Annotated in this window: 23 protein-coding genes; 9 read left to right on the forward strand and 14 right to left on the reverse strand. The window is 69.8% G+C overall.

Going from position 1 to position 24917, the window contains the following annotated elements; translation table 11 throughout:
- Positions 1 to 12: 12 nt before the first annotated feature.
- Together ACWGO0_RS06375 and ACWGO0_RS06380 are read right to left on the reverse strand one after the other, a co-directional pair.
- On the reverse strand, positions 13 to 900 hold the full coding sequence (locus tag ACWGO0_RS06375; protein WP_453528862.1) for an oxygenase MpaB family protein: 888 nt from the start codon (positions 898 to 900) through the stop codon (positions 13 to 15).
- Positions 901 to 1026: 126 nt separating this feature from the next.
- On the reverse strand, positions 1027 to 1554 hold the full coding sequence (locus ACWGO0_RS06380; protein ID WP_453528865.1) for a hypothetical protein: 528 nt from the start codon (positions 1552 to 1554) through the stop codon (positions 1027 to 1029).
- Between the two features lie 203 nt (positions 1555 to 1757).
- On the opposite strand from ACWGO0_RS06380, the gene ACWGO0_RS06385 reads away from it, so the two are divergent.
- Positions 1758 to 2267 carry an MmpS family transport accessory protein gene (locus ACWGO0_RS06385; RefSeq protein ID WP_453528868.1) on the forward strand — a complete coding sequence of 170 codons (510 nt, stop codon included), beginning with the start codon at positions 1758 to 1760 and terminating at the stop codon, positions 2265 to 2267.
- A gap of 84 nt (positions 2268 to 2351) precedes the next feature.
- Here the strand turns inward: ACWGO0_RS06385 and ACWGO0_RS06390 are convergent, their stop codons facing one another.
- Positions 2352 to 3203: a caspase family protein gene (locus tag ACWGO0_RS06390; protein WP_453528870.1), complete on the reverse strand. Its 852-nt coding sequence runs from the start codon at positions 3201 to 3203 to the stop codon at positions 2352 to 2354.
- Between the two features lie 173 nt (positions 3204 to 3376).
- On the opposite strand from ACWGO0_RS06390, the gene ACWGO0_RS06395 reads away from it, so the two are divergent.
- The 5 genes from ACWGO0_RS06395 to ACWGO0_RS06415 all read left to right on the forward strand — a co-directional run bounded on the left by ACWGO0_RS06395 (position 3377) and on the right by ACWGO0_RS06415 (position 10750).
- Complete coding sequence (locus ACWGO0_RS06395) at positions 3377 to 4393, forward strand: alpha/beta fold hydrolase (protein ID WP_453528873.1); 1017 nt, start codon at positions 3377 to 3379, stop codon at positions 4391 to 4393.
- Positions 4394 to 4470: 77 nt separating this feature from the next.
- The gene (locus ACWGO0_RS06400; protein ID WP_453528876.1) at positions 4471 to 5577 is read left to right on the forward strand and encodes a hypothetical protein; all 1107 of its coding nucleotides are present in this window, start codon (positions 4471 to 4473) and stop codon (positions 5575 to 5577) included.
- Positions 5558 to 8557, forward strand: a complete 3000-nt coding sequence (locus tag ACWGO0_RS06405) for an AAA family ATPase (protein ID WP_453528879.1) — start codon at positions 5558 to 5560, stop codon at positions 8555 to 8557. The genes ACWGO0_RS06400 and ACWGO0_RS06405 overlap by 20 nt, the downstream gene beginning before the upstream one ends.
- Positions 8554 to 9678 carry a trypsin-like peptidase domain-containing protein gene (locus ACWGO0_RS06410; protein WP_453528882.1) on the forward strand — a complete coding sequence of 375 codons (1125 nt, stop codon included), beginning with the start codon at positions 8554 to 8556 and terminating at the stop codon, positions 9676 to 9678. Before ACWGO0_RS06405 ends, ACWGO0_RS06410 begins: the two co-directional genes overlap by 4 nt.
- Positions 9679 to 9688: 10 nt before the next feature.
- On the forward strand, positions 9689 to 10750 hold the full coding sequence (locus ACWGO0_RS06415) for a trypsin-like serine peptidase (protein WP_453528885.1): 1062 nt from the start codon (positions 9689 to 9691) through the stop codon (positions 10748 to 10750).
- 20 nt (positions 10751 to 10770) lie between these two features.
- Here ACWGO0_RS06415 and ACWGO0_RS06420 read toward each other — a convergent pair whose 3' ends face one another.
- The 3 genes from ACWGO0_RS06420 to ACWGO0_RS06430 all read right to left on the reverse strand — a co-directional run bounded on the left by ACWGO0_RS06420 (position 10771) and on the right by ACWGO0_RS06430 (position 13538).
- Positions 10771 to 11949, reverse strand: coding sequence for an acyl-CoA dehydrogenase family protein (locus ACWGO0_RS06420; RefSeq protein WP_453528888.1), 1179 nt, complete (start codon positions 11947 to 11949; stop codon positions 10771 to 10773).
- Between the two features lie 100 nt (positions 11950 to 12049).
- Positions 12050 to 13207 carry a methyltransferase gene (locus tag ACWGO0_RS06425; RefSeq protein ID WP_453528891.1) on the reverse strand — a complete coding sequence of 386 codons (1158 nt, stop codon included), beginning with the start codon at positions 13205 to 13207 and terminating at the stop codon, positions 12050 to 12052.
- A 118-nt stretch (positions 13208 to 13325) separates the two neighbouring features.
- Entirely contained in the window at positions 13326 to 13538 is a 213-nt protein-coding gene (locus ACWGO0_RS06430; protein ID WP_453528893.1) for a hypothetical protein, read from the reverse strand.
- A 246-nt stretch (positions 13539 to 13784) separates the two neighbouring features.
- Here ACWGO0_RS06430 and ACWGO0_RS06435 point away from each other — a divergent pair, with 246 nt between their 5' ends.
- Complete coding sequence (locus ACWGO0_RS06435; protein ID WP_453528896.1) at positions 13785 to 14588, forward strand: endonuclease I family protein; 804 nt, start codon at positions 13785 to 13787, stop codon at positions 14586 to 14588.
- A 17-nt stretch (positions 14589 to 14605) separates the two neighbouring features.
- On the opposite strand, the gene glsA is transcribed toward ACWGO0_RS06435, so the two are convergent.
- The 3 genes from glsA to ACWGO0_RS06450 are packed head-to-tail and all read right to left on the reverse strand — an operon-like array spanning position 14606 to position 17049.
- Positions 14606 to 15958: a glutaminase A gene (gene glsA, locus ACWGO0_RS06440; protein ID WP_453528899.1), complete on the reverse strand. Its 1353-nt coding sequence runs from the start codon at positions 15956 to 15958 to the stop codon at positions 14606 to 14608.
- 13 nt (positions 15959 to 15971) lie between these two features.
- Positions 15972 to 16517, reverse strand: a complete 546-nt coding sequence (locus tag ACWGO0_RS06445; protein ID WP_453528902.1) for a hypothetical protein — start codon at positions 16515 to 16517, stop codon at positions 15972 to 15974.
- A gap of 37 nt (positions 16518 to 16554) precedes the next feature.
- On the reverse strand, positions 16555 to 17049 hold the full coding sequence (locus ACWGO0_RS06450) for a DUF1269 domain-containing protein (protein ID WP_453528905.1): 495 nt from the start codon (positions 17047 to 17049) through the stop codon (positions 16555 to 16557).
- A 112-nt stretch (positions 17050 to 17161) separates the two neighbouring features.
- Here ACWGO0_RS06450 and ACWGO0_RS06455 point away from each other — a divergent pair, with 112 nt between their 5' ends.
- Together ACWGO0_RS06455 and ACWGO0_RS06460 are read left to right on the forward strand one after the other, a co-directional pair.
- On the forward strand, positions 17162 to 18277 hold the full coding sequence (locus ACWGO0_RS06455) for a baeRF3 domain-containing protein (protein ID WP_453528908.1): 1116 nt from the start codon (positions 17162 to 17164) through the stop codon (positions 18275 to 18277).
- A 132-nt stretch (positions 18278 to 18409) separates the two neighbouring features.
- Positions 18410 to 18820, forward strand: a complete 411-nt coding sequence (locus ACWGO0_RS06460; RefSeq protein WP_453528911.1) for a hypothetical protein — start codon at positions 18410 to 18412, stop codon at positions 18818 to 18820.
- A 74-nt stretch (positions 18821 to 18894) separates the two neighbouring features.
- Here the strand turns inward: ACWGO0_RS06460 and ACWGO0_RS06465 are convergent, their stop codons facing one another.
- The 5 genes from ACWGO0_RS06465 to ACWGO0_RS06485 form a co-directional block, all read right to left on the reverse strand.
- Positions 18895 to 20298 carry an NADP-dependent succinic semialdehyde dehydrogenase gene (locus ACWGO0_RS06465; RefSeq protein ID WP_453528914.1) on the reverse strand — a complete coding sequence of 468 codons (1404 nt, stop codon included), beginning with the start codon at positions 20296 to 20298 and terminating at the stop codon, positions 18895 to 18897.
- 153 nt (positions 20299 to 20451) lie between these two features.
- Positions 20452 to 20949, reverse strand: coding sequence for an ATP-binding protein (locus tag ACWGO0_RS06470; protein WP_453528917.1), 498 nt, complete (start codon positions 20947 to 20949; stop codon positions 20452 to 20454).
- Between the two features lie 197 nt (positions 20950 to 21146).
- Positions 21147 to 23240 carry a xanthine dehydrogenase family protein molybdopterin-binding subunit gene (locus ACWGO0_RS06475; protein ID WP_453528920.1) on the reverse strand — a complete coding sequence of 698 codons (2094 nt, stop codon included), beginning with the start codon at positions 23238 to 23240 and terminating at the stop codon, positions 21147 to 21149.
- A gap of 20 nt (positions 23241 to 23260) precedes the next feature.
- Positions 23261 to 24271, reverse strand: a complete 1011-nt coding sequence (locus ACWGO0_RS06480; protein WP_453528923.1) for an FAD binding domain-containing protein — start codon at positions 24269 to 24271, stop codon at positions 23261 to 23263.
- Entirely contained in the window at positions 24268 to 24858 is a 591-nt protein-coding gene (locus ACWGO0_RS06485) for a 2Fe-2S iron-sulfur cluster-binding protein (protein WP_453528926.1), read from the reverse strand. Before ACWGO0_RS06485 ends, ACWGO0_RS06480 begins: the two co-directional genes overlap by 4 nt.
- Positions 24859 to 24917 lie beyond the last annotated feature (59 nt).

Here is a 24917-nt window from a genome sequence, read left to right on the forward strand (position 1 = left end):
CCGTCACTTCGCCTACCGCTGCGCCCTCCCCGGCCCGTCCAGTATGGCGGCCTGTCTGCGGAGTTTGTACGGGGCGGGGCGGCTGTCCGCACCCAGCCGGGCCATCGCTTTGAGAATGTGCTGGGGCGGCAGTTGCCAGCGCAGCCGGGCGGGGACGCAGCGCAGCACGGTTCCCGCGGCACGCAGACGGCGGTCGACGGTGCGCGGTGGCGGCGCCGGCCTGCCGTACAACTCATGGGCGTACGGGGGCAGTGACTGGTAGGCGAGTGCCGCCACGCGCCGCCACACGAGTGCGCGCGCCGGGACCAGCAGCGCGTGGACCGGCGGACTGCGCAGAAAGTCGTCGACCTCGGCCGCTTCGGCTCCGGCGGTGAGTTCGGGCCTTACCCGATCGAAGTAGGCGGCGAGCTGGGCGGTGGTGGCGGGGACGCCTTCGGGTCCGAGCCCGACGAGGCGTGCGCTCTCACGCTGCTCGGCGACGTATCCGTCGGCCTGGGCATCGGTGAGCGGGAAGCCCGAGCGGCGTTGGACCTGGAGGTAGGAGTCGACTTCGGCGCAGTGCACCCAGAGGAGGAGTTCCGGTTCGTCGACACCGTAGACCTCGCCGGTCGCCGGGTCGGTCGCCTTGAGCAGACGGTGAATCCTGCGGACCCGGGCGCCGGCCTTCTCGGCCGCCTCGGTGGTGCCGTAGGTGAGGGTGCCGACGAAACCGGCCGTACGCATGAGCCGGCCCCAGGCGTCGTTGCGGAAGTCTGAATTCAGGATGACACCGCGGACGGCGCGCGGATGCAGTGCCTGGAGGTAGAGGGCGCGCACTCCGGCGATCCACATCATCGGGTCGCCGTGCATCTGCCAGGTGACCGAGTCGGGGCCGAAGAGCCCCGGGTCCGCGTCCTTCATCGGTTCGCACCTTCCGCTCGGCGGCTCGGCGACGCGCCAATGGTACGAGAACTGGGGCCCCGCCGGACGAACCGGGGGGCCCACTCCTGTTTCATTTACCGCTGTTCCGACTCAGACGTTCCGGTCTCAGGAAGGAACGACGACCGAGCGCAGATACACCGTGAATTCACCGGCCTCGGTCACATCGACCGAAACCGTGTAGGTGGGAGCAGGCCCCGGTTCGCTCGTTCCGTCCGAGGAGCCCTGGAGGTAGCTACGGCCCGGCCGGCTCGACCAGCCGGCCTCCTCCGCGTCCTCGACGTAGAAGCCCTTCCGCATGTCACTTCGCGGTACGCCGATGCCGGTCAGGAATTTCTCCATCTCCGGCTTCGGCAGACGGAAAGTGAGGCACAGGCTGTACGAGGACCACCCGTCACTGATGAGGGAGGCCACGTCCTGCGCACCCGCCGGAACGCTCAACCGGTGCAGAGCCATGACCTTCGCCGACGGGGCGCCCGAAGTGAGCCGCCCCTGCCCCTCGGACATGGTGCGCTCCGCGTCCGCTCCGGAACCCGTGACTGCCTGGCTTCCGCCGGTCTCCTGACCGCACCCGGTCGCCCCTGTCAGGAGGACGGCCAGGAGCAGCGCGCCGACAGCGGACTTCGCTCTCCCCATCGCTACCACCCTCTGATGTCGATCGAGGTCGGGGGCTTTTTAACGGATACTTTGAGCCCCAGTCAAGGAACTTTACAATTCGGGCATTTGACTCCCCCGAAGCGAGCGATCGCCCCGATTCACCCGCTTCTTCCGCGCCCTGGCCTGCGCGGATTCCGATGGTGTATAACCCAGGCGAACTCGCTTCGACCGAAAGTACGGCCATGCCCACAACGCAGGAACCGACCGACCCGGAACAGCCGGACGAGGCAGAAGACTCCAAAACCGGGAAGGCGTCAAGGAGCCCCGACCGCCGCGGCATCGCCGTCGCCGCGGCCCTGCTGCTCGCCTGCGGCGCCCTCATCACCTACGGCATCCTCGACACCGGCGACAAGCAGGCGGACAAGGCCGCAGTGCCCACCGCCGATGTGACGTACGAGGTACTCGGCGAGGGCACGGCCGACATCTCCTACCGAGGAGACGGCACAGCCAACCGGGCCGAGACCGTGGAGAACGCCGAACTCCCCTGGAAGAAAACGGTGAACGTGCCACTCGGCGCCGTGCCCATCGTCAACATCACCCTCGGCGAAAAGGGCGGCAGCGCAAGCTGCACCCTCGCCGTCCACGGCAAGCACGTCCAACGCTCCACCGCATCAGGGGCCTTCGGACGCAGCACCTGCACCAGCGAACTCCCCGCCCCCGAACCATCGGCCCCCGCCGAGGAAACCGGCTGAACCCCGGCCGGCCGAGGCGGCATGTGACCAGGCGCCGGAGCCGCGTAGTCGGCGACGCGGCTCCAGCCTCCGCTTTGTGCATGCTCACACCGTGAACGGCCTCTGGTCCAGGAACTGATCACCGGGGCTGCCCGCCACATGCAAGTTCGGACTCTGCGTGGCCGGCATACGCCGCAGGATGTTGCGGTGGAAGGCGCGGTGGCCGCCGCGGAACTCCCCGTTGTCCCAGACCTTCAGCAGGATCTCGGTGAACTTGCCGTTGACCGGCCCGTCGGAAGCGAGCTGGTTGTCCTGGCAGGCGGAGATGAGCAGCGCACTCGTTCCGTTCTCACGCGGCTTCGCCGCCCCGAGCCCGCGCTGGATCTCCTGGAAGAAGTCCTTGTCCCGTTCGTAGATCTCATGCTGCTTGAGAACCGGCATGAGCCGTGAGGCATCCTCGATCAGGTTCGGGTCACGGGTCTGGAACTGCGCCTCCATGGCCTCGGGGCTGAGGACATCCCGTACCTCGATACCGCTCCCGCTGTGGCAGCAGTCGAGAAGGGTCAGGATCCGGACGCCTTCGGCGAACCGACCGAACTCCGCGTACAGCTCGTCGTCGAGGAACTCACGGTCGAAGAGCACGAGGGTCTCGTCGAACTCGTCGGGTTCGTCGTCGGAACCGAGGGCGTTGGGCACCTGGCCGCCGTGGCCGGAGTAGGTGAGCAACAGGATGTCGCCGCTCGTCAGCTTCTTGGCAGCCTTGCGCAGTTCGGCGGTGACGTTCTTGACGGTGCCGTCGGCGGTGAGCAGCGTCGTGTCGCCGAATCCGGATGCGCGGGCCAGCCGAGCCATGTCGTTGGCGTCGTTCTCGCAGGCGACGAGCTCACCGTCCCAGCCGCCGTACTTCTCTGGGTCGACCTTGTTGAGTCCGACGTGAAGGGAGAGGCCGGTGGCCATGAGGTGTCTCCTTGACTTTGACTGAGGGACGGGCGTCTCCTGCATGCGTTCCGTGGCCCGCGGGCTTCTGAACCCTGCGGGGGCTCCCACCGCCTGAACGGGCCTCATCGGGACGCAGCTGGGGTGCGCAGCCGTTCGAATGGCCGATGGGCAGGTACGCGGCAGGTGACCGAGTGGCGATCACCCCGCCGCGGGCCGATCCTAAAAGTGACCAGCGACCAGTGACCAGCGTCCGTGTGGCCATGGGAGGCGCTATGCAACCCCGGGTGATCTACGTCCACGGAAACGGGAACAAAGTCCGCCCGGAATTGCTCAAGTCCCAATGGGACAAGGCACTCTTCGGCAGGGACATGGCCGAGGTCTCACGCATGGCGTACTGGGCGCCGCTCCGGTACGAATCCCCCTTGCCCGATTTCCGCCCCGACCCCCTGGACGGCGGGACGGAGGGATTCGAGGAATCAGCGGCTCCGCCGGCGTTGGAAACACCCGAGGAATTCGTGGCGGCAACCCTGGGCGAAGCACGGTCCGAAACCGGGGCCATCGAGCCCGAGGGAGTGCCCGGCACCGATGGGACGCAGGACCAGCTCGCCGGCTGGCTCCGCGACATGACGTCCCTGGCGGACACGCTCGCCGGGGCCGAGGACACCGGAATCGGATCCGAACCTCCGCTCGAGGCGCTTCCGCTGCCCCAATTCGCCCGCAAGGCGGTGTTCCGGACCCTCGTCAAGCACACGTTCAAGGACGTCCACGCCTACTTCTTCGGCGGAATGGGACGGGCGATGCGCGACGTGGTCGGCGAGGCACTGGAGGACCTGGACGGCGCCCCTGTCCTGATGGTCGGACACAGCCTCGGAACGATCATCGCGTACGAGGTGCTGGCAGAACAGGCGCGAGAGATTGAACTGTTCGTCACCGTCGGATCGCCCCTGGCCATCACCGAGGTTCAGGACAACCTGGCGGGACCGCCGGCGGTTCCGAACCGCGTGCTGGCCTGGCGCAATGCATCGGATCTGAGGGATCTGGTGGCCCTCGACCACACCCTGCGACCTGAATACGCACCGCCGGACCGGGTGACGGACCTCCTGGTGACCAACAGCAGCAAGAACCATCACGGCATCACCGAGTACCTGGAAAATCCGCAGGTCAGGGAGCCTGTCCAGCAAGCGCTCGGCCGTCTTGCGCAAGCGTAAATCAGGTGAAAACATCGTGAGTAGGAGTTATCCAGGCTTATGCTCCCCCGGAGCAGCTGGGTAGGTGTCTTATGCCGTTGGCCGAGACGGAATGGGACCTGGTCACACTATGGGTCCGGGAACATCTCCTCGATACCGTCGACCCTCATGTCCGGCTCGCCCAGTACGGATTCTCCGCAGAATTCATTTCCGCACTGCGACTGACGGCCGTCAGCGCGGAGAACGCGCATGCACTGGTGCATTCTTCACGCAAGGATATCAACCATCAGCTCAAACTCGTCGAGGTCGTCACGACGATCGACGGACTGTCCGTGCTCCCGGAGATCTCGAAAGCTCTTGAATTCCTGGAACGGCTGCGCGAGGACTATCGCATTCACGCCTCTCAGGACCATTTCCGTACCTGTGTCCTCAAGAATGGCACCGAGGTCTTCATCGATCGCAAGGATCTACGGGGAACACTGCGACAGTTCGTCGAGGACCCCGAGATGTCCGTGCTCCTGGTCGACGGCGATCCGCAGAGCGGCAGGTCGTACACGTACAACCTCATTCGCCACATCGCACAGCACAGGGGTTTCCGCCCGGCGCGCGTCACGCTGTCGCAGACCTCGACCGCGGAGAAGGTAGTCCGCCGACTGGACGAGTTCGTGGCCGACCCCCACGCGGGTATTTCACCGCTCAACGACACACCGATCGACGACGCCGTGCACCGGGTCGTCGGCCGGGCGACAGCCGCCGAGGACCGCTTCTGGCTGGTCCTGGACGACTGCGACAAACTCGATCCCAGCTCCGATGTGTGGGACTTCATCGGACAACTCGCCCTCGCCATCTACGAGCACGTCGCCGTATCGGGCGCCCAGGCACCCCAACTGGTGCTCCTCGGCTACGGGCCCTCCATGCGCCAGCTCCCGTACGACCTGAGGGGAAGTATGTGCTGGGACACGGCCCGCGTCGCCGGACCCGCCGACCTGCGCGAATTCTTCGACCAGTACTTCCATGAATCACCTCCCGGCTTCCTCGACGCCGGGCAGCCCGGCGAACTCGCCATCGACATCGACGAACTCGTGGACGTGGCAGTCCAAGAGGTGCTCCGGGCCACGCAGGAGAACGGCGAGAGCGGCGAAAGCTATATGCGGAAGTTGTGCACGGCAGCGGAGGGGGCCATCCGTGTCTACCAGACCCTCTGAGGCGCGGGAGCGCTTCAGCGCCCGGCTGCGCCAGGAGCTGCGGGGCGGCAAGGACCACTCCCCCACGGTCTCGGACAGCCGGAAGGCCTATCGCGAAGCCGCTTGTCTGCTCACCCGTTTCGATCCGATGCTGCTCCGGCTGCCCGGCCAGGAGCAGGCCGCGGGCGGCGACGCGGTCCTGGAACTCCTCGACGACTGCACAGCAACCGGCACGGAGGACAGTGCCGTGTGGACTCTCAAGTCCGATGTCCGGGTAGAGGCGTTGCGCGGACTCGCCGGTCCGGAAGCCGCCCGGCTCGCTCTGGAGTGCAACGTCGGCCTGTCCCCGACGGAGTCCGGGCCGGAAGGGATCTGCCTGGCCTATCTGTCCGGCAGCCCGCCACAGCCCGCGGACGGGACCGCCGCCGAACTGGCCGACACCCTCCAGGCGGTGCAGTGGCTCTCCCAGGTGCCGGGCATGAGCGGACTTCCGGACGTCGGGGAACTGCAGCGCGCCATGGAGCAGGCCAGGCTTCTGCAACCCCTCGAACGCCTCGTGCGCGGAGACTTCCAGGGGCGCTCGAGCGAACTCGGTGAGCTGCGCGGTTACGTCGGTCTGCCTGCCGAGCCCGCGGCGGCGACCGCTCCTGAGCAGGCCGGCCACACCCCCCGGGCGGACGCCCGCCCGGCGCTGGTACCACCCCTGGTCGTCCATGGCCCCGGTGGCATGGGCAAGAGCACGCTGCTCGCCAAGTTCCTTCTCGATGCCATCCATGACCACTCCCCCTGTTTCCCTTTCGCCTACATCGACTTCGAGCGGCCCACGCTCTCGATTCACGAGCCGGTCACCCTCATCGCCGAGGCCGCCCGGCAGCTCGGCGTCCAGTACCCCGCTTTCCGCGCCGAGCTGGGCGTACTGGCGGACGAGTGCCAGCAGGCTGCCTTCAGCCAGCGGGAGGGCGAGGAGCGGGTGACCCAGCTGCACGAGCTCGCCACCACCCGGACGGTGATGGGACGCAGTTCGTCGCAGGCGTTCCAGCTTCTGGCCACCGGGCGGGAGACCGACCTCGTCCGGCGGGTCGCCGATGTTCTGGTCCGGGCGGTCGCGGTGGCGGAACGGGAGGACCCGCCGTTCGTCATGGTCATCGACTCGTTCGAGAAGGCGCAGTACAGCGGATCACCGGTGATGGGCAGGATGTGGGCGATCTGTGTCGCCTTCCAGCAGGTCTATCCGCGGCTACGCGTCGTCGTCTCCGGGCGTGCGCCCGTCGACCATCCGGCGAAGACCATGGCATCGCTGGAGATCGAACTCCGTGACCTCGATCCATCGGCGGCCGTCGGTCTCCTGATGTCCTGCGGTGTCAAGGACGCCGACGTGGCACGGGCGTTGGCCGACAGAGTAGGCGGCCACCCGCTCAGCCTGAGACTGGCCGCCCGGGCCTTCGCCCTCGCCGGCGGAAAGATCGGCGGGACGGGCGAACTGATCGGCAGTCTGCCCGAGCGGCGCGACCAACTCTTCCGCCGTGTCGATCAGTTGCTGGTCCAGGGCATCCTGTACGACCGCATCCTCCACCACATCGCGAACGACGATGTACGACGGCTCGCCCGCCCGGGACTGGTGCTCCGGATCATCACTCCCCAGATCATCAAGGATGTCCTCGCCGAACCCTGCGGACTGCGGGTGGAGACCCTGGACGATGCCCGCCTCCTGTTCGACGAGCTCACCCGCCTCGACCTGGTGGAGCAGACCGGAGCCGAGGCCGTACGGCACCGCGCCGACGTCCGTGCCATCATGCTGCGGCTGCCGGGCAGCGACCGTACCGACCTGATGCGTACCGTCGAACGGCGCGCCGTGGAGTACTACGCCGTCCGGGACGGGTTGGAGGCACGCGCCGAGGAGATCTACCACCGGCTGCGGCTGGGCGAGAACCCCCGCTCGGTGGAGGAGCGGTGGCTGCCCGGTATCGAGAGGTATCTCATCGGAGCGGATCAGGACATGAGCCCCAGGGCCGCGGGCCTGCTCACCGCGAAACTCGGTGGGGGCGCTCCCGCGCAGGTCATGGCAGGCGCCGACCAGGAGGACTGGGAGCGGATCGCCGGGCGTGAGGTCGAGGACCTGCTCGCGCAGGGCTTCACCGAAGCGGCGTTCACCCGCCTCGGGGAGCGCCGGCCCTGGACGCCGTGCAGCCCCCTGCACTCCCTGTTGGCCGAGACACTGAACCGGCTCGGGCGACGGGAGGAGGCCCGGCAGGCCGCGTCGGACGCCATCGGTCCCACACAGATGGCGGGATGCGCCGAACGGCAGCTGGAACTGCTGCTGCTCTCGGCCAGCCTCGCGGAGCAGGCCGGCGACCTCAAGAGCGCCGATCGCGACTTGCGGGTCGCGGAGAACGTCGCGGTGGGCCTCGGACACGATCTCGAAGCGATGGGGGCGCAGCTGGCCCGGGCCCGGCTGGCCTCCGACGCCGAGGTCCCGGACACCGATGTCGACACCGAACTCGCCCTGCGGCTGCGGATGTTGCCCGATGCCGTCCTGGCCGACCAGCCCGACCTCGTACGCGCTGTCGCCTCGCAGATCTACACGCAGGATCCCAAGGCACTCGGCCACGCACTGGCGGTGGCCGGGTTTCCGGCGGACGACGAGGCTCTGGACGTCCTCGGGCAGGGGATCCGCCGCGCCGCCTCCCGTAAACCGGGGCTGCTGGGCGCACTGGTGGAGATTCTGCGGGAGGCCGCGGGCACGTCCGGGCCGCAGTCCGGTGCCGCGCCCCTGAGCATCACCGGGCTGGTGAGCATGGCCCGCGACCGCGACGCGCTCGACGAACTCGCCGGACGGCTGCTGGACATGCCCGACGAGAGCGGCGACATCGTCGCCGCGGTCGCCGCCGCCATGCGCGCGGGAGCCGCCGGTCCCACGACGCCCCGCACCGGCATGACGTCGGCGGCCGGTTCACCACACGGAACCGAAGGGAACGCCCCCCAGCGGCCTGGTACCCCATGAACGCGTACCTCTCCCCGGAGGGGATCCTCCAGCTGCGGAACGTGGCTCTGGAGACCGGGCTCGCCGACCCCTCGGTCCGGCCTCTGCTGTTCGAGGGCATCATGGCCAGATACCGCGGCACGCTGCCGCAGCTGACCGCGCCCGGACTGCAGGTGCACTCGGATCTGAACGCGATGAACCGGGTGGAACGGCTCGTGGACGGCTCCGTGCCGTTGGAGATCTGGCTGCGCAACGCCGTCGCCCAGACCACCGAGAGCGCGCCGCTCGCCGTCCTCCAGCGCGCCCTGGACGACGTGGCGAGGAGCGCCGGAGGCGAGCCGGACGTCTTGGCCGGGATGCGGGCCCCGGAGATCAAGGAAGAGATCGTCCACCGCGACGACACCGTCCCCATCGGCTTCCTGCGAGGCGGCGACCTGGCCGGCGCGTCAGTCGCCCGTATCAAGGTTCCGCCCTTCCAGGGGGGCGCCCCGCTCCAGCCGAACGGCTTCCCGCACTCCGGTACGGGATGGCTCATCGCCCCGGACCTCCTCATCACCAACCACCATGTGGTCAACGCCCGGGCCGGCACCGGCGGGGCGCGGCCTCTGGCCGAGGCCGCGGACCTGCGTATGCAGGCGCTGCACGCGGGCGCCCGCTTCGGCTTCGACAGCGACGAGTTCGACACGGAGGATGCCACCATCAGCGATCTCGTCGCCTCTGACGCCGAACTCGACTACGCGATCCTCCGGCTGGCCGCCGAGCCCTCCCTTTCGGTGCTGAAGCTGTCGAAGGATTCGCTGGCGGTCTCCCAGGGCGACTTCGTGGCCGTCAACATCATCCAGCACCCCGGCGGGCAGCCGAAGCGTGTCGCCCTGCGCAACAACCTCGTCTACGAAGCGGACGAGAAGGATGTGCGCTACTTCACCGATACCCGCGGCGGATCCTCCGGATCGCCCGTCTTCACGGACGACTGGAACGTGGTGGCCCTCCACCGGGGCACGCGGCGCGTGGAGAACGTGCAGTTCCAGGGCAGGACCACGGCCTTCGTCAACGTCGGCACCCAGATGAACGCCATCATGCGCCACCTGGAGTCCAACAGCCCTGCCATTCGTGCGGAGATCACAGCGGCCCAACACGACTGAGGAGTGCGCCATGCGCAGCCGGAGCAGATCACCGGTGGCGACCGATCCCCAGCAGGTCTTCACGGACCTTCGGGAGGTCGCACAGCGGGTACGGGACGGAGTGTCGCAGGAGATCCCCGAATCGTCGGAGGATCTCCCTCCGGAAGAGCTGGCCGCCGGGCAGATATCCCGGTTCGCCCAGGAGGAACGCTCCCGTGTGCTGTCGGCCGGCGCCGACGGACTGGAGAAGCTCGCCGACGGCCGCGCGGACGAGATCAGCGACGACGAGTCCTTCGGCCTGGAGGCCATCGTCCTGCTCGAAGGCAGACCGGCCATCCTCGTCCAGGGCCACGACTTCCTCTCTCAGACGGGCGACTGGGCGGTCCTCGACGGGCACAGGGCCGCCATCCAGGAGTCGATCGCGCGCGTCGGCCGGGTGGAGGTCGACGGGCACGTCAGCCTGGACTGGGTCGGCACGGCCTTCCTCGTCGGCCCCGATGTCATCATGACGAACCGTCATGTCGCGGTGGAGTTCGCCCGCGGGAACGGGACGGGGTGGGCCTTCCAGCAGGGCATGAGCGCCCGGCTCGACATGGCAGCGGGATACGGCCCCGTCCTTGAGGGCGGTCCCGCCTACGGGATCACCGAAGTGCTGGGCATCCACAGCGACGTCGACATGGCCCTGCTGCGGGTCGCCCCGTCCGACGGCGGCGGTGCGCTGCCCTCCCCGCTGGCCGTGGCCGCCGACGCCCCCGCCGGCCTGCCCGGACGTCCGGTGTACTGCGTCGGCTATCCCGCCTGGGACGGCCGCCGCAATGAACCGGAGTCGATGCGCAGAATCTTCATGGACATCTACAACGTCAAACGCCTCCAGCCCGGCACCACCACAGAGCTCGTGCCGGACAAGGCTGTCATGAAGCACGACTGCTCCACCCTGGGAGGCAACAGCGGCTCCCCGGTCTTCGACCTCACCGACCACCGCATCCTCGGCCTCCATTTCGGCGGCCGGTACGGCTTCGGGAACTACGCCGTGCCGCTCTGGCAGATGGTGGACGATCCGCTGCTGCTCCGCGCCCGGGTCAACTTCGCCTGAGTTCGTCCGTCACCAGGCACTCACCGCCTGACCCGCGGCATCCCCAGCCCGATCCAGGAGATGATCTCCCGCTGGATCTCGTTGTTACCGCCGCCGAAGGTGAAGATGACGGCCGACCGGTAGCCGCGTTCGAGTTCTCCGTGCAGGACGGCGCCCGCCGAGCCCTCCTTGAGCGGGCCCGCCGAGCCGACGATCTCCATGAGCCAGGCGTAGGCGTCCCGGCGCGCCTCGGAGCCGTACACCTTCACGGCCGAAGCGTCGTGCGGGGTGAGGGTGGCGTGCTGGAGCGCCGATACCATCTGCCAGTTGAGGAGCTTCATGGCGTCCAGGCGGGTGTGTGTGCGGGCCAGCCGGGAGCGGACCCAGCCGAGGTCGATGACCCGGCGGCCGTCCGTCAGCTTCGTTTCCGCGGCCCAGCTCTGGACGTTGTGGAGCGCGCGTACGGCCATGGTGCCGTGGGCGGCGAGTGTCACGCGTTCGTGGTTGAGCTGGTTGGTGATGAGCCGCCAGCCCTTGTTCTCCTCGCCGACGCGGTGGGAGACGGGGACCCGGATGTCCTCGTAGTAGCTGGCGGTGGTGTCGTGCGAGGCCAGGGTGTTGATCACCGTGCAGGAGTAGCCGGGGGCGCTCGTCGGCACGAGCAGCATCGTGATGCCCTTGTGCGGCGGGGCGTCCGGATCCGTGCGTGCGGCGAGCCATACCCAGTCGGCGGTGTCACCGTTGGTGGTCCAGATCTTCTGCCCGTTGACGACGTAGTCGTCGCCGTCGCGCACGGCCCGTGTCTTCAGCGCCGCGAGGTCGGTGCCCGCCTCGGGTTCGCTGTAGCCGATCGCGAAGTCGATCTCGCCGGCCAGGACCTTCGGCAGGAAGTCCGACTTCTGCGCGTCGGTGCCGAACTGCATGATCGTGGGGCCGACGGTGTTGAGGGCCATCAGTGGCAGCGGTACGCCGGCCTGGGCCGCCTCGTCGAAGAAGATGAACTGCTCCATCGGGGAGAGCCCGCGTCCGCCGTACTCCTTCGGCCAGCCGACACCGAGCCAGCCGTCGGCGCCCAGGCGGCGGACCGTCTCGCGGTAGAAGCGCTTCTGCGCGGCGGGCTCGGCGTACCGCGCGTAGGCGTTGTCGGGTACCAGCGCGGCGAAGTAGGTGCGCAGTTCCTCGCGCAACCGCTGCTGCTCAGGCGTGTATTCGAGGTGCACGGCCCCTCCAGGTGTCTCGCGGTCGCGTCGCCCGTGTGCGGCGGCGCACACAGTAGAACGTGTTGCAAGAATCCGGAAGGGCCGTGGCGCCCGTCGGCTGTCAGCGCTTGACGGCGCGCAGGACGACGAACTTCGGGTCCCCCGCGATGGTGGTGCAGTTGCCGAAGATCCGGCGCAGCTGGACGTGGTAGCTGAGGTGCCGGTTGCCGACGACCCACAGTTCGCCGCCCTGCCGCAGCGCGGTACGGGCCCCGACGAACATGTTGCGGGCCGTGGCGTCGGTGGTCGCCTGGTGGGAGTGGAACGGCGGGTTGTTGAGTACGAGGTCCACGCTCCCCCGCTCCACACCCGTCAGTCCGTCGCCGACGAGGAAGTCCGCGCGGGCGTCCGGACCGAGGTTGTCCCGGAAGGTCGCCTCGGCTGAGGCGACCGCCAGGTACGACTCGTCGGCGAAGGTGACCTCGGCCTCCGGGTTGGCCAGGGCGGCTGCGACTCCGAGGACACCGTTTCCGCAGCCGAGGTCGACGACCCGCTGCGGGCCGGTCCGCGCGGGCATGTGGTTCAGGAGGAAGCGCGTGCCGATGTCCAGCCGCTCGGCGCAGAAGATGCCGGCGTGGTTGGTGACGGTGCGCCCGGAGGCGACACCGACGTCGGCGGGCAGGTCGTAGCGGTACGGCCAGGGGCTGGGTGTACGGGACAGCTCCGGGTCCGGAGTGCAGAAGATCAGTCTGGCCTTCTTCACCGCGAGGGAGGTGCGGGTCGGCCCGATGATCCGCTCGAAGAGCTTGAGGGTGGAGGTGTGGATCTCCTTGACCATGCCGGTCCCGATGACGACGGTGCCGGCGTGGACCGCGGGCGCCAGGCGGTGCAGCTGGTCCTCCAGGAGCGCAAGGCTCTTGGGCACGCGCACCAGCAGGACGTCGATCCGTTCCGGCGGGGCGTCGAGCGCCGACAGAAGTCGTACGGAGTCCTCACCGGCGCCGCTCCGGGCGAGGTTCGCCAGGGTGGCGCGCTGCGCGAGGTAGGAGTCGGTGATCTGTACGGGGCCGTGCTTCGCGAGCACGGTGGTCAGGGCGCCCCAGCGGTCGCCCACCACGGCAACAGTGCCGGACAGGTCGACCGGTGCGGCGTCATCGATCCCCTCCAGCTGCCGCAGCAGGTACTCATCGGCGGCGTCCCACGCACGGAACGGGTCGCGGGGGTTCTCGGGGAAGCGGGCGAGGTCGAATCCGCCCTGTGACGTCGTCAAACGATTCATATTGCACTCAGGCTAACCGAGTGACCGGGGCGCGCCCCACACGCTCCCCGTCCACGGCGGCGGCGCCCGCCCGAACGGACCCCGGCAGCCTTCACCTGCCGGGGTCTGGCGCACCCTCCTAGGGAAGCCGCTTGTCCATCGCCGCCCGGCCTTCCGCGGCGATCCTGCCTCGCGCCCACTTCAGATTCTCGGGGGTGAGATCCCGCCCGGAGGCGAGTACCAGATCCTCGGCGCTCGGATGGTCGCTCCCGCCGCTGTGGAGCAGTCGGTCGGGAGTCACCCCCCGAACTTCCGGCACGGTCACAGTTACGGATTCGGGCTCTTCGCTCATGCCGCCTCCTCGTCCTTGCGGCAATTCTCGCGCCGCAACGGCGTCCCCGCATCCGATGCCCGCGAGCCCGCACGCACAGGGAAATCCCATGCCCACTTGACCTGCACATGATAGGTACGCAGCGTTCACACACCACGCACGGTGCGTATGGAAAGCTCCCGGCTGACCAGCCTTCGCACGACCACCGCGACCGCGCCCCACAGAAGCGGACTCGCGGTGCCCCCGTTTCCGGAGAGGACACCCCACATGTCCATTCGCCCCCGTGTCTACGCGCGTCCACTGCTGGCGGCCATGGCCTCCGTCGCCGTGCTCGCCGGCAGCGCCGCCGCCGCGCCGGCCGCCCCGGCTCCGGCGCCCGCGGCCCTCGACGACACGTACTACCAGGCCGCACTCGGCAAGACCGGACCCGCACTCGAATCCGCGCTGCACACCATCATCAGCAGCCAGACAAAGCTGAGCTACAGCCAGGTCTGGGACGCGCTCAAGGACACCGACCAGGACCCGGCCAACTCCTCGAACGTGATCCTGCTGTACACCGGCCGCTCCCAGTCGAAGAGCGAGAACGGCGGTGACGCCGACCAGTGGAACCGCGAGCACGTCTGGGCCAAGTCGCACGGCGACTTCGGCACCGCGACGGGTCCCGGCACCGACATCCACCATCTGCGCCCCGAGGACGTATCGGTCAACTCCACCCGGGGCAACAAGGACTTCGACAACGGCGGCAGTCAACTCGGCGAGGCGCCGGGCAACTACACGGACGGCGACTCCTTCGAACCGCGTGACGCCGTGAAGGGCGATGTCGCCCGCATGAGCCTCTACATGGCGGTGCGCTACGAGGGCGACGACTCCTTCGCCGACCTCGAACCGAACGAGAACGTGAACAACGGCTCGGCCCCGTACATCGGCAGGCTCTCCGTACTCAAGCAGTGGAGTCAGGAGGACCCGCCGGACAGCTTCGAACAGCGCCGCAACGACGTCATATTCGACCGGTACCAGCACAACCGGAACCCGTTCATCGACCACCCCGAATGGGTCGAGGCCATCTGGTAGCAGGACCGCACGGACGGTCAGTCGCGCTCCGCGAGGGCCTGTGCGCACCGTTCGACGGCCTCCTCGCGGGAGCCGAAGCGCGGCAGGTCCTGGCCGGTCCGCTCCCGGGCGAGACCCGGCGGTCCGAGCCGGCCGTCGGGGTCGACCACGGCCGCGCGCCGGCCGTCGTGCGACAGCCGGGCCAGGCCCGCGTGCAGCATGGCGAGGGCGACGCTGTCGATGCCGGTCACCTCGCGCAGATCGAGCACGACCGACCCGGTTCGCTCGGGACCGGAATCGTCCAGCGCGAACAGCACGCGTTCCGCGGCGGTGAAGTCGAGCGCGCCCTGCGCCGCGACGACGCCCACCCGCTCCCGCAGGGCACGCTCACGCCGCCCCGCGGGAGCGGTGGGCAGGTCGTCGGCCGTGGTGGCGAGCGTGACGGTCGAGCCGGGGAGCGCCGGGTTGTTCATGAGGTGGAGCCCGAACCGCTGCGAGAGTTCGACGAGCGCCGCGTGCCCGCGTACCGAGGTGCCGGTGGCGTCCAGCGGCGGACTGTACGCGGCGAGTCCGAAGCGCGCGGGTCCGGCGGCGATCAGGCCGCCCGACACCCCGCTCTTGGCCGGCAGTCCGACCCGGAGCAGCCAGTCGCCCGACGCGTCGTACATCCCGCAGGTGGCCATGACCGAGAGGACCTGCGCCGCGACGGCCGGCGTGACGACGGCCTCGCCGGTGACCGGGTTGACGCCCCCGTGGGCGAGGGTCGCCGCCATCGTGGCGAGATCGACGGCGGTGGCCCGCACCGCGCACTGCCTGAAGTACGTCTCCACCGCCGTCACCGGGTCGTAGGGGAGAGTCCCGGCGCTGCGGATCAGGTAGGCGAGGGCCCGGTTCCGGTCCCCGGTCGTGGCCTCGGACGCGTACACCTCCTCGTCCACGTCCAGTTCCCGTCCGGCGAACCGGCCGAGGCACCCCAGGATCCGGTCGAACGGCGCCGCGCCGGGGAGGCCGGGAATCAGCGCGGTGGTGACGATGGCGCCCGCGTTGACCATGGCATTGGCGGGCCGGCCCGTGCCGGGCTCCAGGCTGATGGCGTTGAACGCCTCTCCGCTGGGTTCGGCGTTCACCCAGCGGCCCACCTCGTCCAGGCCGAGCAGGGACAGGGCCAGTGCGTACACGAAGGGTTTGGAGACGGACTGGAGGCTGAAGGCGAGGTCCGCGTCGCCGGTGCTGTAGCGGTGACCGTCCATGCTGACGAGGGCGAGCCCGAAGGCGTCCGGGTCGGCCTGGGCCAGCTGAGGGATGTAGTCGGCCGGACGTCCGTCCCGGACCCCGGCGAACCGGCTGTGCAGTTCGCCCAGCGCGTCGGTTACCGCGTCGGTGGCGCTCACCCGGGCCGGGCCCTCAGCCGCGCTCGGCCTGGGCGATCCGGGGGAACGTGGTGACGCCCGCGGCCTTGCGACTGTTGGCCTGTTTGCTGACGGTACGGCCGGGCGGCGCGTCCTCGAAGCCGAGGACGACGGAGTCGAGGACCTTCCCCTCCGCGTCGACGAACTCCACGCGCACGGCGTAGAAGGCCGCCTCCTCGGTGGAGTTGGTGACCCGCACCAGAGCGCTGCGGAAGTCCTCGGACTCGGTCATCGGCCTGCCGGTCACCGACACGTCCTTGACGGCGTTGCCCCGGCCTTCGGCGCCTTCGAGGACCTCGGTGGCCTCGGCCCTGACCCGTTCGAGGTCGGCGGATACGGACGCCGCAAGGCTCTCCTGGGTGTGCGGGGTCGCCGAGTCGTCGGCATGCGATTCGGACGGCTCGGGGGTGAGCGTACGAACGCTGCTGGACGTGCCTTCCGATGTGGTGTCGCTGTCGCAGGCCGCGGTTCCGGCGACGATCGCCGCGGTGAGCGCCGCGGGGATCAGCAGGCGGGCGGCGCGGGGTCGGTTCGGTTTCACGGACACTCCGTCTTCGGTGAGGGGGCGGGCCGGTGGGTCATTCCGCGTCGTGACCGAAGATGTCGCGGATCTTGGCCTCGCGCTCGGTGTCCAGGTTGCTGTGCAGCAGTTCGGCGCCGCCCCCGGGGAGCGCGTCGCCGATCCGGTCGGGCACCTCGTCCATCGTGAGGAGGAAGAGCGCCGAAGTACCGGGGGTCACCTTCTGTTTGACCTCGGCGATGAAGTCGTCGTCGATGCCGATGTCGGCGAGCTTGCCTCCCAGCGCCCCGGCCGCGGCGCCGATGGCCGCACCGAGGAGGGGCATCAGGAAGATGAGCCCGAAGAGCATTCCCCAGAACGTCCCGCTCAGCGCACCGGCACCCATCAGGTTGTGCAGCTGCTTCGTCCGGGGCTTGGGCCGGTCGGCAGGCCAGCTCACCACGGCGGCGTCGAGGATCTTGACCAGCCCCTCCTTCTGGAGTGACAACAGCGTCGTCTCGACGTTCTCCGCGGCATCCGCCGACTGGAACTTCCACACGGTCAGCGTGGACATCGCATATACCTCCGAGTCACGGAACGACCAACTCGCTCATATTAGGATCAAACGATATGAATTGACTCGTTGAACCACCTACAGCTCGGACACGAACCCCTCGGAGGGAACGATGGATACGGACGCCCTGACCGCCGGCCTGCTGCAGGACCTGCGGGCCACGAGGCCCTATCCGGCCCTGTCCCTGACGATGCCGACCCACCGCCGCGCACCGGAGAACGCCCAGGACGCCGTACGGCTGCGCAATCTGGTGGCGGAGGCGTCCAACCGGCTGGAGGCCGACCCCGCTGTGACGCGTGAGGTCCGGGCCGCCGTCAAGGAGCAGCTGGACCGGGCGGTCGCCGAGGTGGACCCGCGCCGCACCCTGGACGCCCTGGTCGTCCTCGCCACCGCCGACGAGCACCAGATCTGGCAACTGCCGCGTACCGCACCCGAACGCGTGATCCTCAGCGACACCTATCTCACCCGGAACCTGGTCGCCGCCAAGGCCCAGGCGCAGCCGTTCTGGGCACTGACCGTGTCCGCGGAGCACGCCACGCTCTGGAGCGGTACGACGGACGCGGTGCACCAGGAGGAGCGGTCCGGGTTCCCGCTGACGGCTCCGCACGAGGCGCCCAACCCGCAGCGCGAGGAGCGGATCGGCGACACGCCCAGCACGTTCAGCAACGAGGACACCCGCCAGTTCCTGCGCACCGTGAACGAGCAGCTGCGCACCCTCCTGGCCGCCGATCCCCGCCCCCTGTACCTGGTGGGGCTCGCTCCCGCACTCGCCATGCTGGACGAGGTGGGCGAGGCGTCCAGGTCCGCGGCAAGCCGGATCACCAAGGGCGCTCCGGCCGACACCACACCGGCCGAACTCCTCAAGGAGCTGCGCCCGGCACTCGACAGCCACCGCAAGCGGACCGCCGAGGAGATCGAGGGCAGGCTCGACGTCGCGCGCGGCAGCCGCTCGTTCGCCGGCGGTCTCGACGAGGTGTGGGCCGCGGTACGGGAGGGCCGGGCCGGCCTGGTGGCGGTGGAGGAGCACTTCCAGGAGACGGTCGAGGTCACCGGGGACCATCTGGAGCCGGTGACCCCAGGAGCCACCCAGGGGGCGGGCGGCAACGTGCGCGAGGACATCGTCGACGAACTCATCGAGGCGGCCCTCGACAACGGCTCCGAAGTGGTGTTCCTGGCCGACGGCGCCCTCACCGAGTACGGCCGGATCGCGGCGGCGCTGCGGTACTGAACACGGGCGCGCGAAGGTCCGGCGGAAGCATGACCTCGCGTGTCCCTGTCGGATGATTATGCGACTTATGTCTAGGTTTGACGCTCCACGGCCGATCCCATCGATCGGGCCGCACACAGAGGAGAGTCATTCATGGATCGCTACAGGCGCGTAACGGCCGCCGTTCTGACAGCGGCGGCGGTGCTCGCGGGCGCGGGCGGGGCTGCGGCCTCGTCCGATGACCCGCCCACCCCTCACGCCGCGCCGCCGAGCGCCGGGCAGCAGGCGGCCCATCCCGCACTGAGCGCGAAGGCGACCGCGAACAGCGTCCTGGCCTGGCAGGAGTTCCGGGTCCACGGACCGGCCCGGCAGATCCCCGCGGGCACCCGGGTCACCCTTCAGCAGAAGCAGGGCACCCGGTGGGTGTCCCTGCCCGCCTCGATGAACACCAACAGCGACCGCACGTACAGCCTGCGCGTGCTGCTCGGCGTCAAGGGCGACAACGCGCTGCGGATCGTCGGTGGCGGCGCGGTCTCGCCCGTCGTGCATGTGACCGTGCGCTGACCGGCCCGGCTCGCCCCGGCGGAAGGCAGATCTGTCCGACCGCGGGTTCGCGGTCGGACAGCGGTGGCGCGGCGTCAGGCGCCGTACCAGACCGTGGTGATGTTGCAGAACTCGCGGATGCCCTCGCCGGACAGCTCCCGCCCGTAGCCGGAGCGCTTGACTCCGCCGAAGGGCAGTGCGGGGTGCGAGGCCGTCATGCCGTTGAAGAAGACGCCGCCCGCCTCCAGATCGCGTACACAGCGGTCCATCTCGTCCGGGTCCTGCGTCCACACGTTGGAGCTCAGCCCGAAGGGGGTGTCGTTGGCGAGTGCCAGGGCCTCGTCCAGGTCGGCGGCGCGGTAGAGCGTGGCCACCGGGCCGAAGGTCTCCTCCAGGTGGATGCGCATGTCGGGTGTGATGCCGGACAGGACGGTCGGGGTGTAGAACCAGCCGGCGTCCAGGCCGCCGCCGAGCCCCTCGGGCCGGGCGCCGCCGCACAGCGCGGTGGCTCCTCGCTCCACCGCGTCGTCGACGAGTTCCTCCAGGTCGGTGCGGCCCTGCTCGCTGGCGAGCGGTCCGATGTCGGTGCTCTCCCGCGCCGGGTCCCCGACGGTCAGTGCGCGCATGCCCTCGGTGAAGCGCTCGGCGAACTCGTCGTACACGTCGGCGTGGACGATGAACCGCTTGGCGGCGATGCAGGACTGCCCGTTGTTCTGCACCCGGGCGGTGACCGCGGTCGCCGCCGCCTTCGCGATGTCCGCGGAGGGCAGCACCACGTACGGGTCGCTGCCGCCCAGTTCCAGGACGGTCTTCTTCACCTCGTCGCCCGCGATCGACGCGACCGAGCGGCCCGCGGGTTCACTGCCGGTGAGCGTCGCCGCCGCGACGCGGGGGTCCCGCAGGATCGCCTCGACGGCTCCCGATCCCACGAGCAGCGTCTGGAAGCAGCCCTCGGGGAATCCGGCCCTTCGGAAGAGATCCTCCAGGTAGAGGGCGGTCTGCGGGACGTTCGACGCGTGCTTGAGGAGGCCGACGTTGCCCGCCATGAGAGCGGGGGCGGCGAAGCGGACGACCTGCCAGAGCGGGAAGTTCCACGGCATGACGGCGAGCACGGCACCCAGTGGGCGGCATCGGACGTAGGCCCGGGAGGCACCGGCGTCGCGCACTTCGGCGTCCGCTGGGTGTTCGTCCGCGAGCAGCCGCTCGGCGTTGGCCGCGTACCAGCGCATCGCCTTGGCGCACTTGGCTGCCTCCGCGCGGGCCGCCTTGACCGGCTTGCCCATTTCGGTGGTCATGGTGCGGGCGATCTCCTCCTGGTCCTGGTCCAGGAGGTCGGCCGCGCGGTTCAGCAGCGCGGCCCGTGTATCGAAGCCGGTGGTGCGGTGCAGGCGGAACGCGCTGTCGGCGGTGGCGAGCTTTCGCTCGATCTCCTCCGGCCCCAGTGCGTCGAATGACTTGAGCGTCTCGCCGTTCGCGGGATTGACCGTCGCGATGGGCATGGCAGTGGCCTCCTTGCGTGGGTACTTCGACCGTGCCGCGCCGCGCTCCACCGCGCAAACGCGCCCCCCGGGCAAACACGTACCCGGCCGGCGCGGATCATGCGTGCGATGTGCACACGGTCCGCGCCGGCCGGGTCGTCACCGACAGCGCCGTCACACGAGGACGAGGACGGGGACGGGTACAGGCAGTTCCCGGACTTCGGGGAGCGGCAGTTCCCGCGCCTCGCGTCCGCCGGGCAGCGGCGGGTGCGGCACGAGCTCGGTACTCCGCGGCGCCTGGGCGTAGCGGGTGAACCAGACGACCTTGCCCTCGTCCGTCCGGCAGGTGCCCCAGCTGTCGCTCAGGGCCATGACGCGGCTGAGGCCGCCGCCACCGCCGCTGAGCAGCTTCGGCATCTCCTTGCCGTTGTCGGCCACGGACACCGTGAGGTGCCGGCCGGTCCAGCGGAGTTCGACTACGGCCTTGTTGTCGTCGCCGACATGCCGGTGGACGTTCGTCAGAAGCTCCTCGGCAGCCCGGCACACCGGCCGGACGTGCAGGTCGAGACTCCAGTGACGAAGGTGTGCGGCGACGATGCGCCGCAGCTGGGAAACGCGCTCTGCCGATACGTGCAGTTCGACCTGATAGTGCCGGTCGAGTGGAACGGTCATCGTCGAGGCTCCTCACCGCGAGGCCCACATGCTTCAGCCTTTTTGAACCAACGACCCCCGAACACGAAGCGTGAGCAGTCATCACTTCTGGGTCACTCATTAGGGTGACCCGGAGGAGCCCATACCGCAACAAATGAGTGTTTCTGGCAGGTCAGAGGGTCCGGAGCAGCTCCCGAAAGGGGGCCGAACGGACGTGTTCACAGGTAGGGCAGCAGTTTGTCGGGGGTGAGCGGCAGTTCGCGCAGCCTGGCTCCCGTGGCATGGCGCACGGCGTTCCCGATGGCGGCAGCGGTACCGACGATGCCGATCTCCCCGATGCCCTTGCTGCCCATGGGGTTGAGGTGCGGGTCGTCCTCCTCGATCCAGTGGGCGCGGATGTCGGGGACGTCGGCGCAGACCGGCACATGGTAGGAGGCCAGATCGCTCTCGGTGAAGTCGCCGAACACCGGGTCCATGGTGCTGCCCTCGGTCAGGGCCATGCCCAGACCCATGACCATGCCGCCGATGAGCTGGGAGCGTGCGGTGCGGGCGTTGAGGATGCGCCCGGCGGCGTAGACGCCGAGCAGGCGCCGTACGCGGACCTCGCCGGTGAGGGAGTCGACCGCGACCTCGGCGAACTGCGCGCCGAACGCGTGCCGTGCGTACGGCGGCACCTCGGCCGCCTCCCGCCCGGTGTCGGCGGTGACGGTGATCCCGGCCTCCGGGACCGGTCCGGTGTGCACACGCAGCAGGCCCGCGAGGGCCGTGGCCGCCTTGTGCACGGCCCACCCCCAGGAAGCCGTACCTGCGGAGCCCCCGGCGAGCGGGGCGCCGGGCAGTTCGCTGCTGCCGATCTCGATGGCGACGTTCTCCACGGGTGTGTCCAGCACCGAGGCGGCGATCTGGGCGAGGACGGTCCGGGCGCCGGTGCCGATGTCGGTGGCGTTGGTCCGGATGCGGTACGAGCCGTCGGGCGCGGCGTGGGCCGATGCGGTGGAGCCGGTTACGAGGACGGGGTACGTCGCCGATGCCACCCCGGTGCCGATCAGCAGCGGACCCTCCTGCCGGACGGCGGGCCGCCGGTCGCGGCCGTGCCAGCCGAACCGTTCGGCGCCGTCCCGCAGACAGGCCGCCAGGCTGCGGCTGCTGAACGGCAGTCCGCTGTCCGGTTCGGCCGCCGGTTCGTTGCGCAGGCGCAGCTCGATGGGGTCGATCCCGAGCACGCAGGCCAGTTCGTCCATGGCCGACTCCAGCGCGTACATCCCCGACGCCTCCCCCGGTGCGCGCATCCAGGACGGGCTGGGCACGTCGAGGGCGACCACCCGGTGCACGGTACGGCTGTGGGGCGAGGTGTACATGGTGCGGGCGGGCACGGCGGCCTGCTCGACGAACTCCTTGACGGTGGAGGTGTGCGTGATGATCTCGTGGGCCAGGGCGGTGATCACACCGTCGTCGTCGGCACCGATCCGGACCCGTTGCACGGTGGGCGCCCGGTGACCCACCACGGCGGCCAACTGCTGCCGGGGCATGGCGAGTTCCACCGGCCGCCCGGTGTGCATGGCGGCCATGACCGCCAGCACGACCTGGGGGCGCGGGGTGCCCTTCGATCCGAATCCGCCGCCGACGTGCTCGGAGACGACGGTGATCTGCTCCGCACCGAGCCCGAACATCTGCGCGAGGCTGTCGCGCACCTTCGTGGAACCCTGGCTGGAGTCGTGGACCGTCAGGTGACCGTCGGCCCATTGCGCGGTGGAGGCATGCGGCTCCATCGGGTGGTTGTGGAGTGCCTCAAGGGTGTACGTGGAATCGATCTGGACCGGGGCCCCGGAGTAGGCCCCGTCGAAGTCCCCGCGTTCGCGGACGGCCGGGTGGCCGCCGTTGGCCTGCTCGGGGGTGTAGAGACCCGGGTGGTCCTCGGTGAGGACGACGTCGTGCCCGCCGCTCTCGTACTCGATCCGCACCGCCCGGGCCCCGGCGCGGGCGGCTTCGAGCGTGTCCGCGACCACGAGCGCGACGGGCCAGCCGCGGTGCGGGACACGGTCGCCCTGGAGGACCGCGAGGATCGGGTCGTCGGGCTCCCCGAGCCGCGGCGCATTGTCGTGCGTGAGGACGGTGTGCACGCCCGGGACAGCGAGGGCGTCGGTGGCCCGGATCGCGGTGATCCGGCCGCGGGCGATCGTGGCGGGGACGGGCCAGGCCCGCAGACAGCCGGGCGGTGACTGTTCCGCCGCGTAGCGTGCGGTGCCGGTGACCTTGTCCCGGCCCTCGCGGCGGACGACGGGCGCGCCCGTGGGCTGGGGGGCGTGGCTCATGCGGGGAGTCCTCGGTTCGTTCAGGGGCGGGGGGCGCCGGACGATGTGGCCCGGGCGGTGAGTTCGGCGAGCGCGCCGACGGCCAGATTGCGGGCGAGGTCCACCTTGAAGGCGTTGCCGCGCAGTGCCCGCGCGGCAACGAGTTCGGCCCGCGCCGCGCGTTCGAAGGTTTCGTGTGTGGCGGGTGCGCCGCGCAGGACCTCTTCGGCGGCGCGGGCGCGCCATGCCTGGTGGGCGAGGCCGCCGAAAGCGAGGGCGACCTGGTCGATACGGCCGTCACGCACGCTCAGGACGGCGGCGACGGAGGCCAGGGCGAAGGCGAACGAGGCGCGGTCGCGGGCTTTGCGGTAGAGGGAGACGGCACCGTCCGGGCTGGGCGGCAGCACCACTTCGGTGATCAGCTCGCCCGGCCGGATCGCCGTGTCCTGCTCGGGACTCCCGCCCGGCAGCCGCTGGAAATCCGTGACGGGGACGGCCCGTTCGCCATCGGGGCCGTGCAGGTGGACCGTGGCGTCGAGGGCGGCGAGCGCGACGGCCATGTCCGATGGGCCGACGGCGACGCACTGTTCGGAGTACCCAAGGACGGCGAGGTCGCGGTGGGAACTCTCGCGTGCGGAACAACCCGCTCCGGGTGTCCGCTTGTTGCACGGTTTGGAGATGTCCTGGAAGTACGGGCAGCGGGTGCGCTGGAGCAGGTTTCCGCCGGTGGTGGCGGCGTTCCGCAGCTGTCCTGACGCACCGGCGAGCAGGGCCTGCGACAGCGCGGGGTAGCGGTTGCGTACGGAGGGGTGCGCGGCGAGGTCGCTGTTGCGTACCGTCGCGCCGATCCGTACGCCCCCTTCGGGGGTGTCGGTCACCCGGTCCAGGGGCAGCCGGCTGACGTCGATGAGCAGATCGGGCGTCTCGACGCCGAGTTTCATGAGGTCGACGAGGTTGGTGCCTCCGCCGAGAAAGCGGGCGCCTGGGTGATCGGCGCAGGCGCGGACCGCCTCCGGCACGGACGCGGGGCGCAGATAGGCGAACGGCTTCACAGGGCCACATCCTCGATGGCCTCGACGATGTGGGGGTAGGCGCCGCAGCGGCAGAGGTTGCCGCTCATCCGTTCGCGGATCTCGTCCCGGCCGAGTGGGGCGGGCGGGATTGCGGAGCCGTCGGGCGGGGCGGCCAGGGCGTCGTGCGAGGTGGCATGGGAGGGGAATCCGTCGGCCGCCTCGCCGAGCATGCCGACGGTCGAGCAGATCTGGCCCGGGGTGCAGTAGCCGCACTGGAGGGCGTCCCGGTCCAGGAACGCCTGCTGGACCGGGTGCAGGCGGTCCCCGTCGGCCAGCCCTTCGACGGTGGTGACCTGGGCGCCGTCGTGGGCCACGGCGAGCAGGAGGCAGCTGTTGACCCGCCGCCCGTCGACAAGCACGGTGCACGCACCGCACTGGCCGTGGTCGCAGCCCTTCTTGGCGCCGGTGAGACCGAGGTGCTGGCGCAGCGCGTCCAGGACGGTGGTGCGGTGATCGAGCGTCAGGGTCCGCGCGGTGCCGTTCACCCGCAGGGTGAGCGTCGACCGGTCGTCGGAGGCGGACCGGAGCTGCCCGGTGCCGACCTCCCCCGGGATGGTGGGATCCATGCGCGAGCACCTTCCGGATCTGGGACTTTTGCCCTGGTTCCTACCAGATCCATGACGAT

Source organism: Streptomyces sp. NPDC055749 (assembly GCF_053617235.1).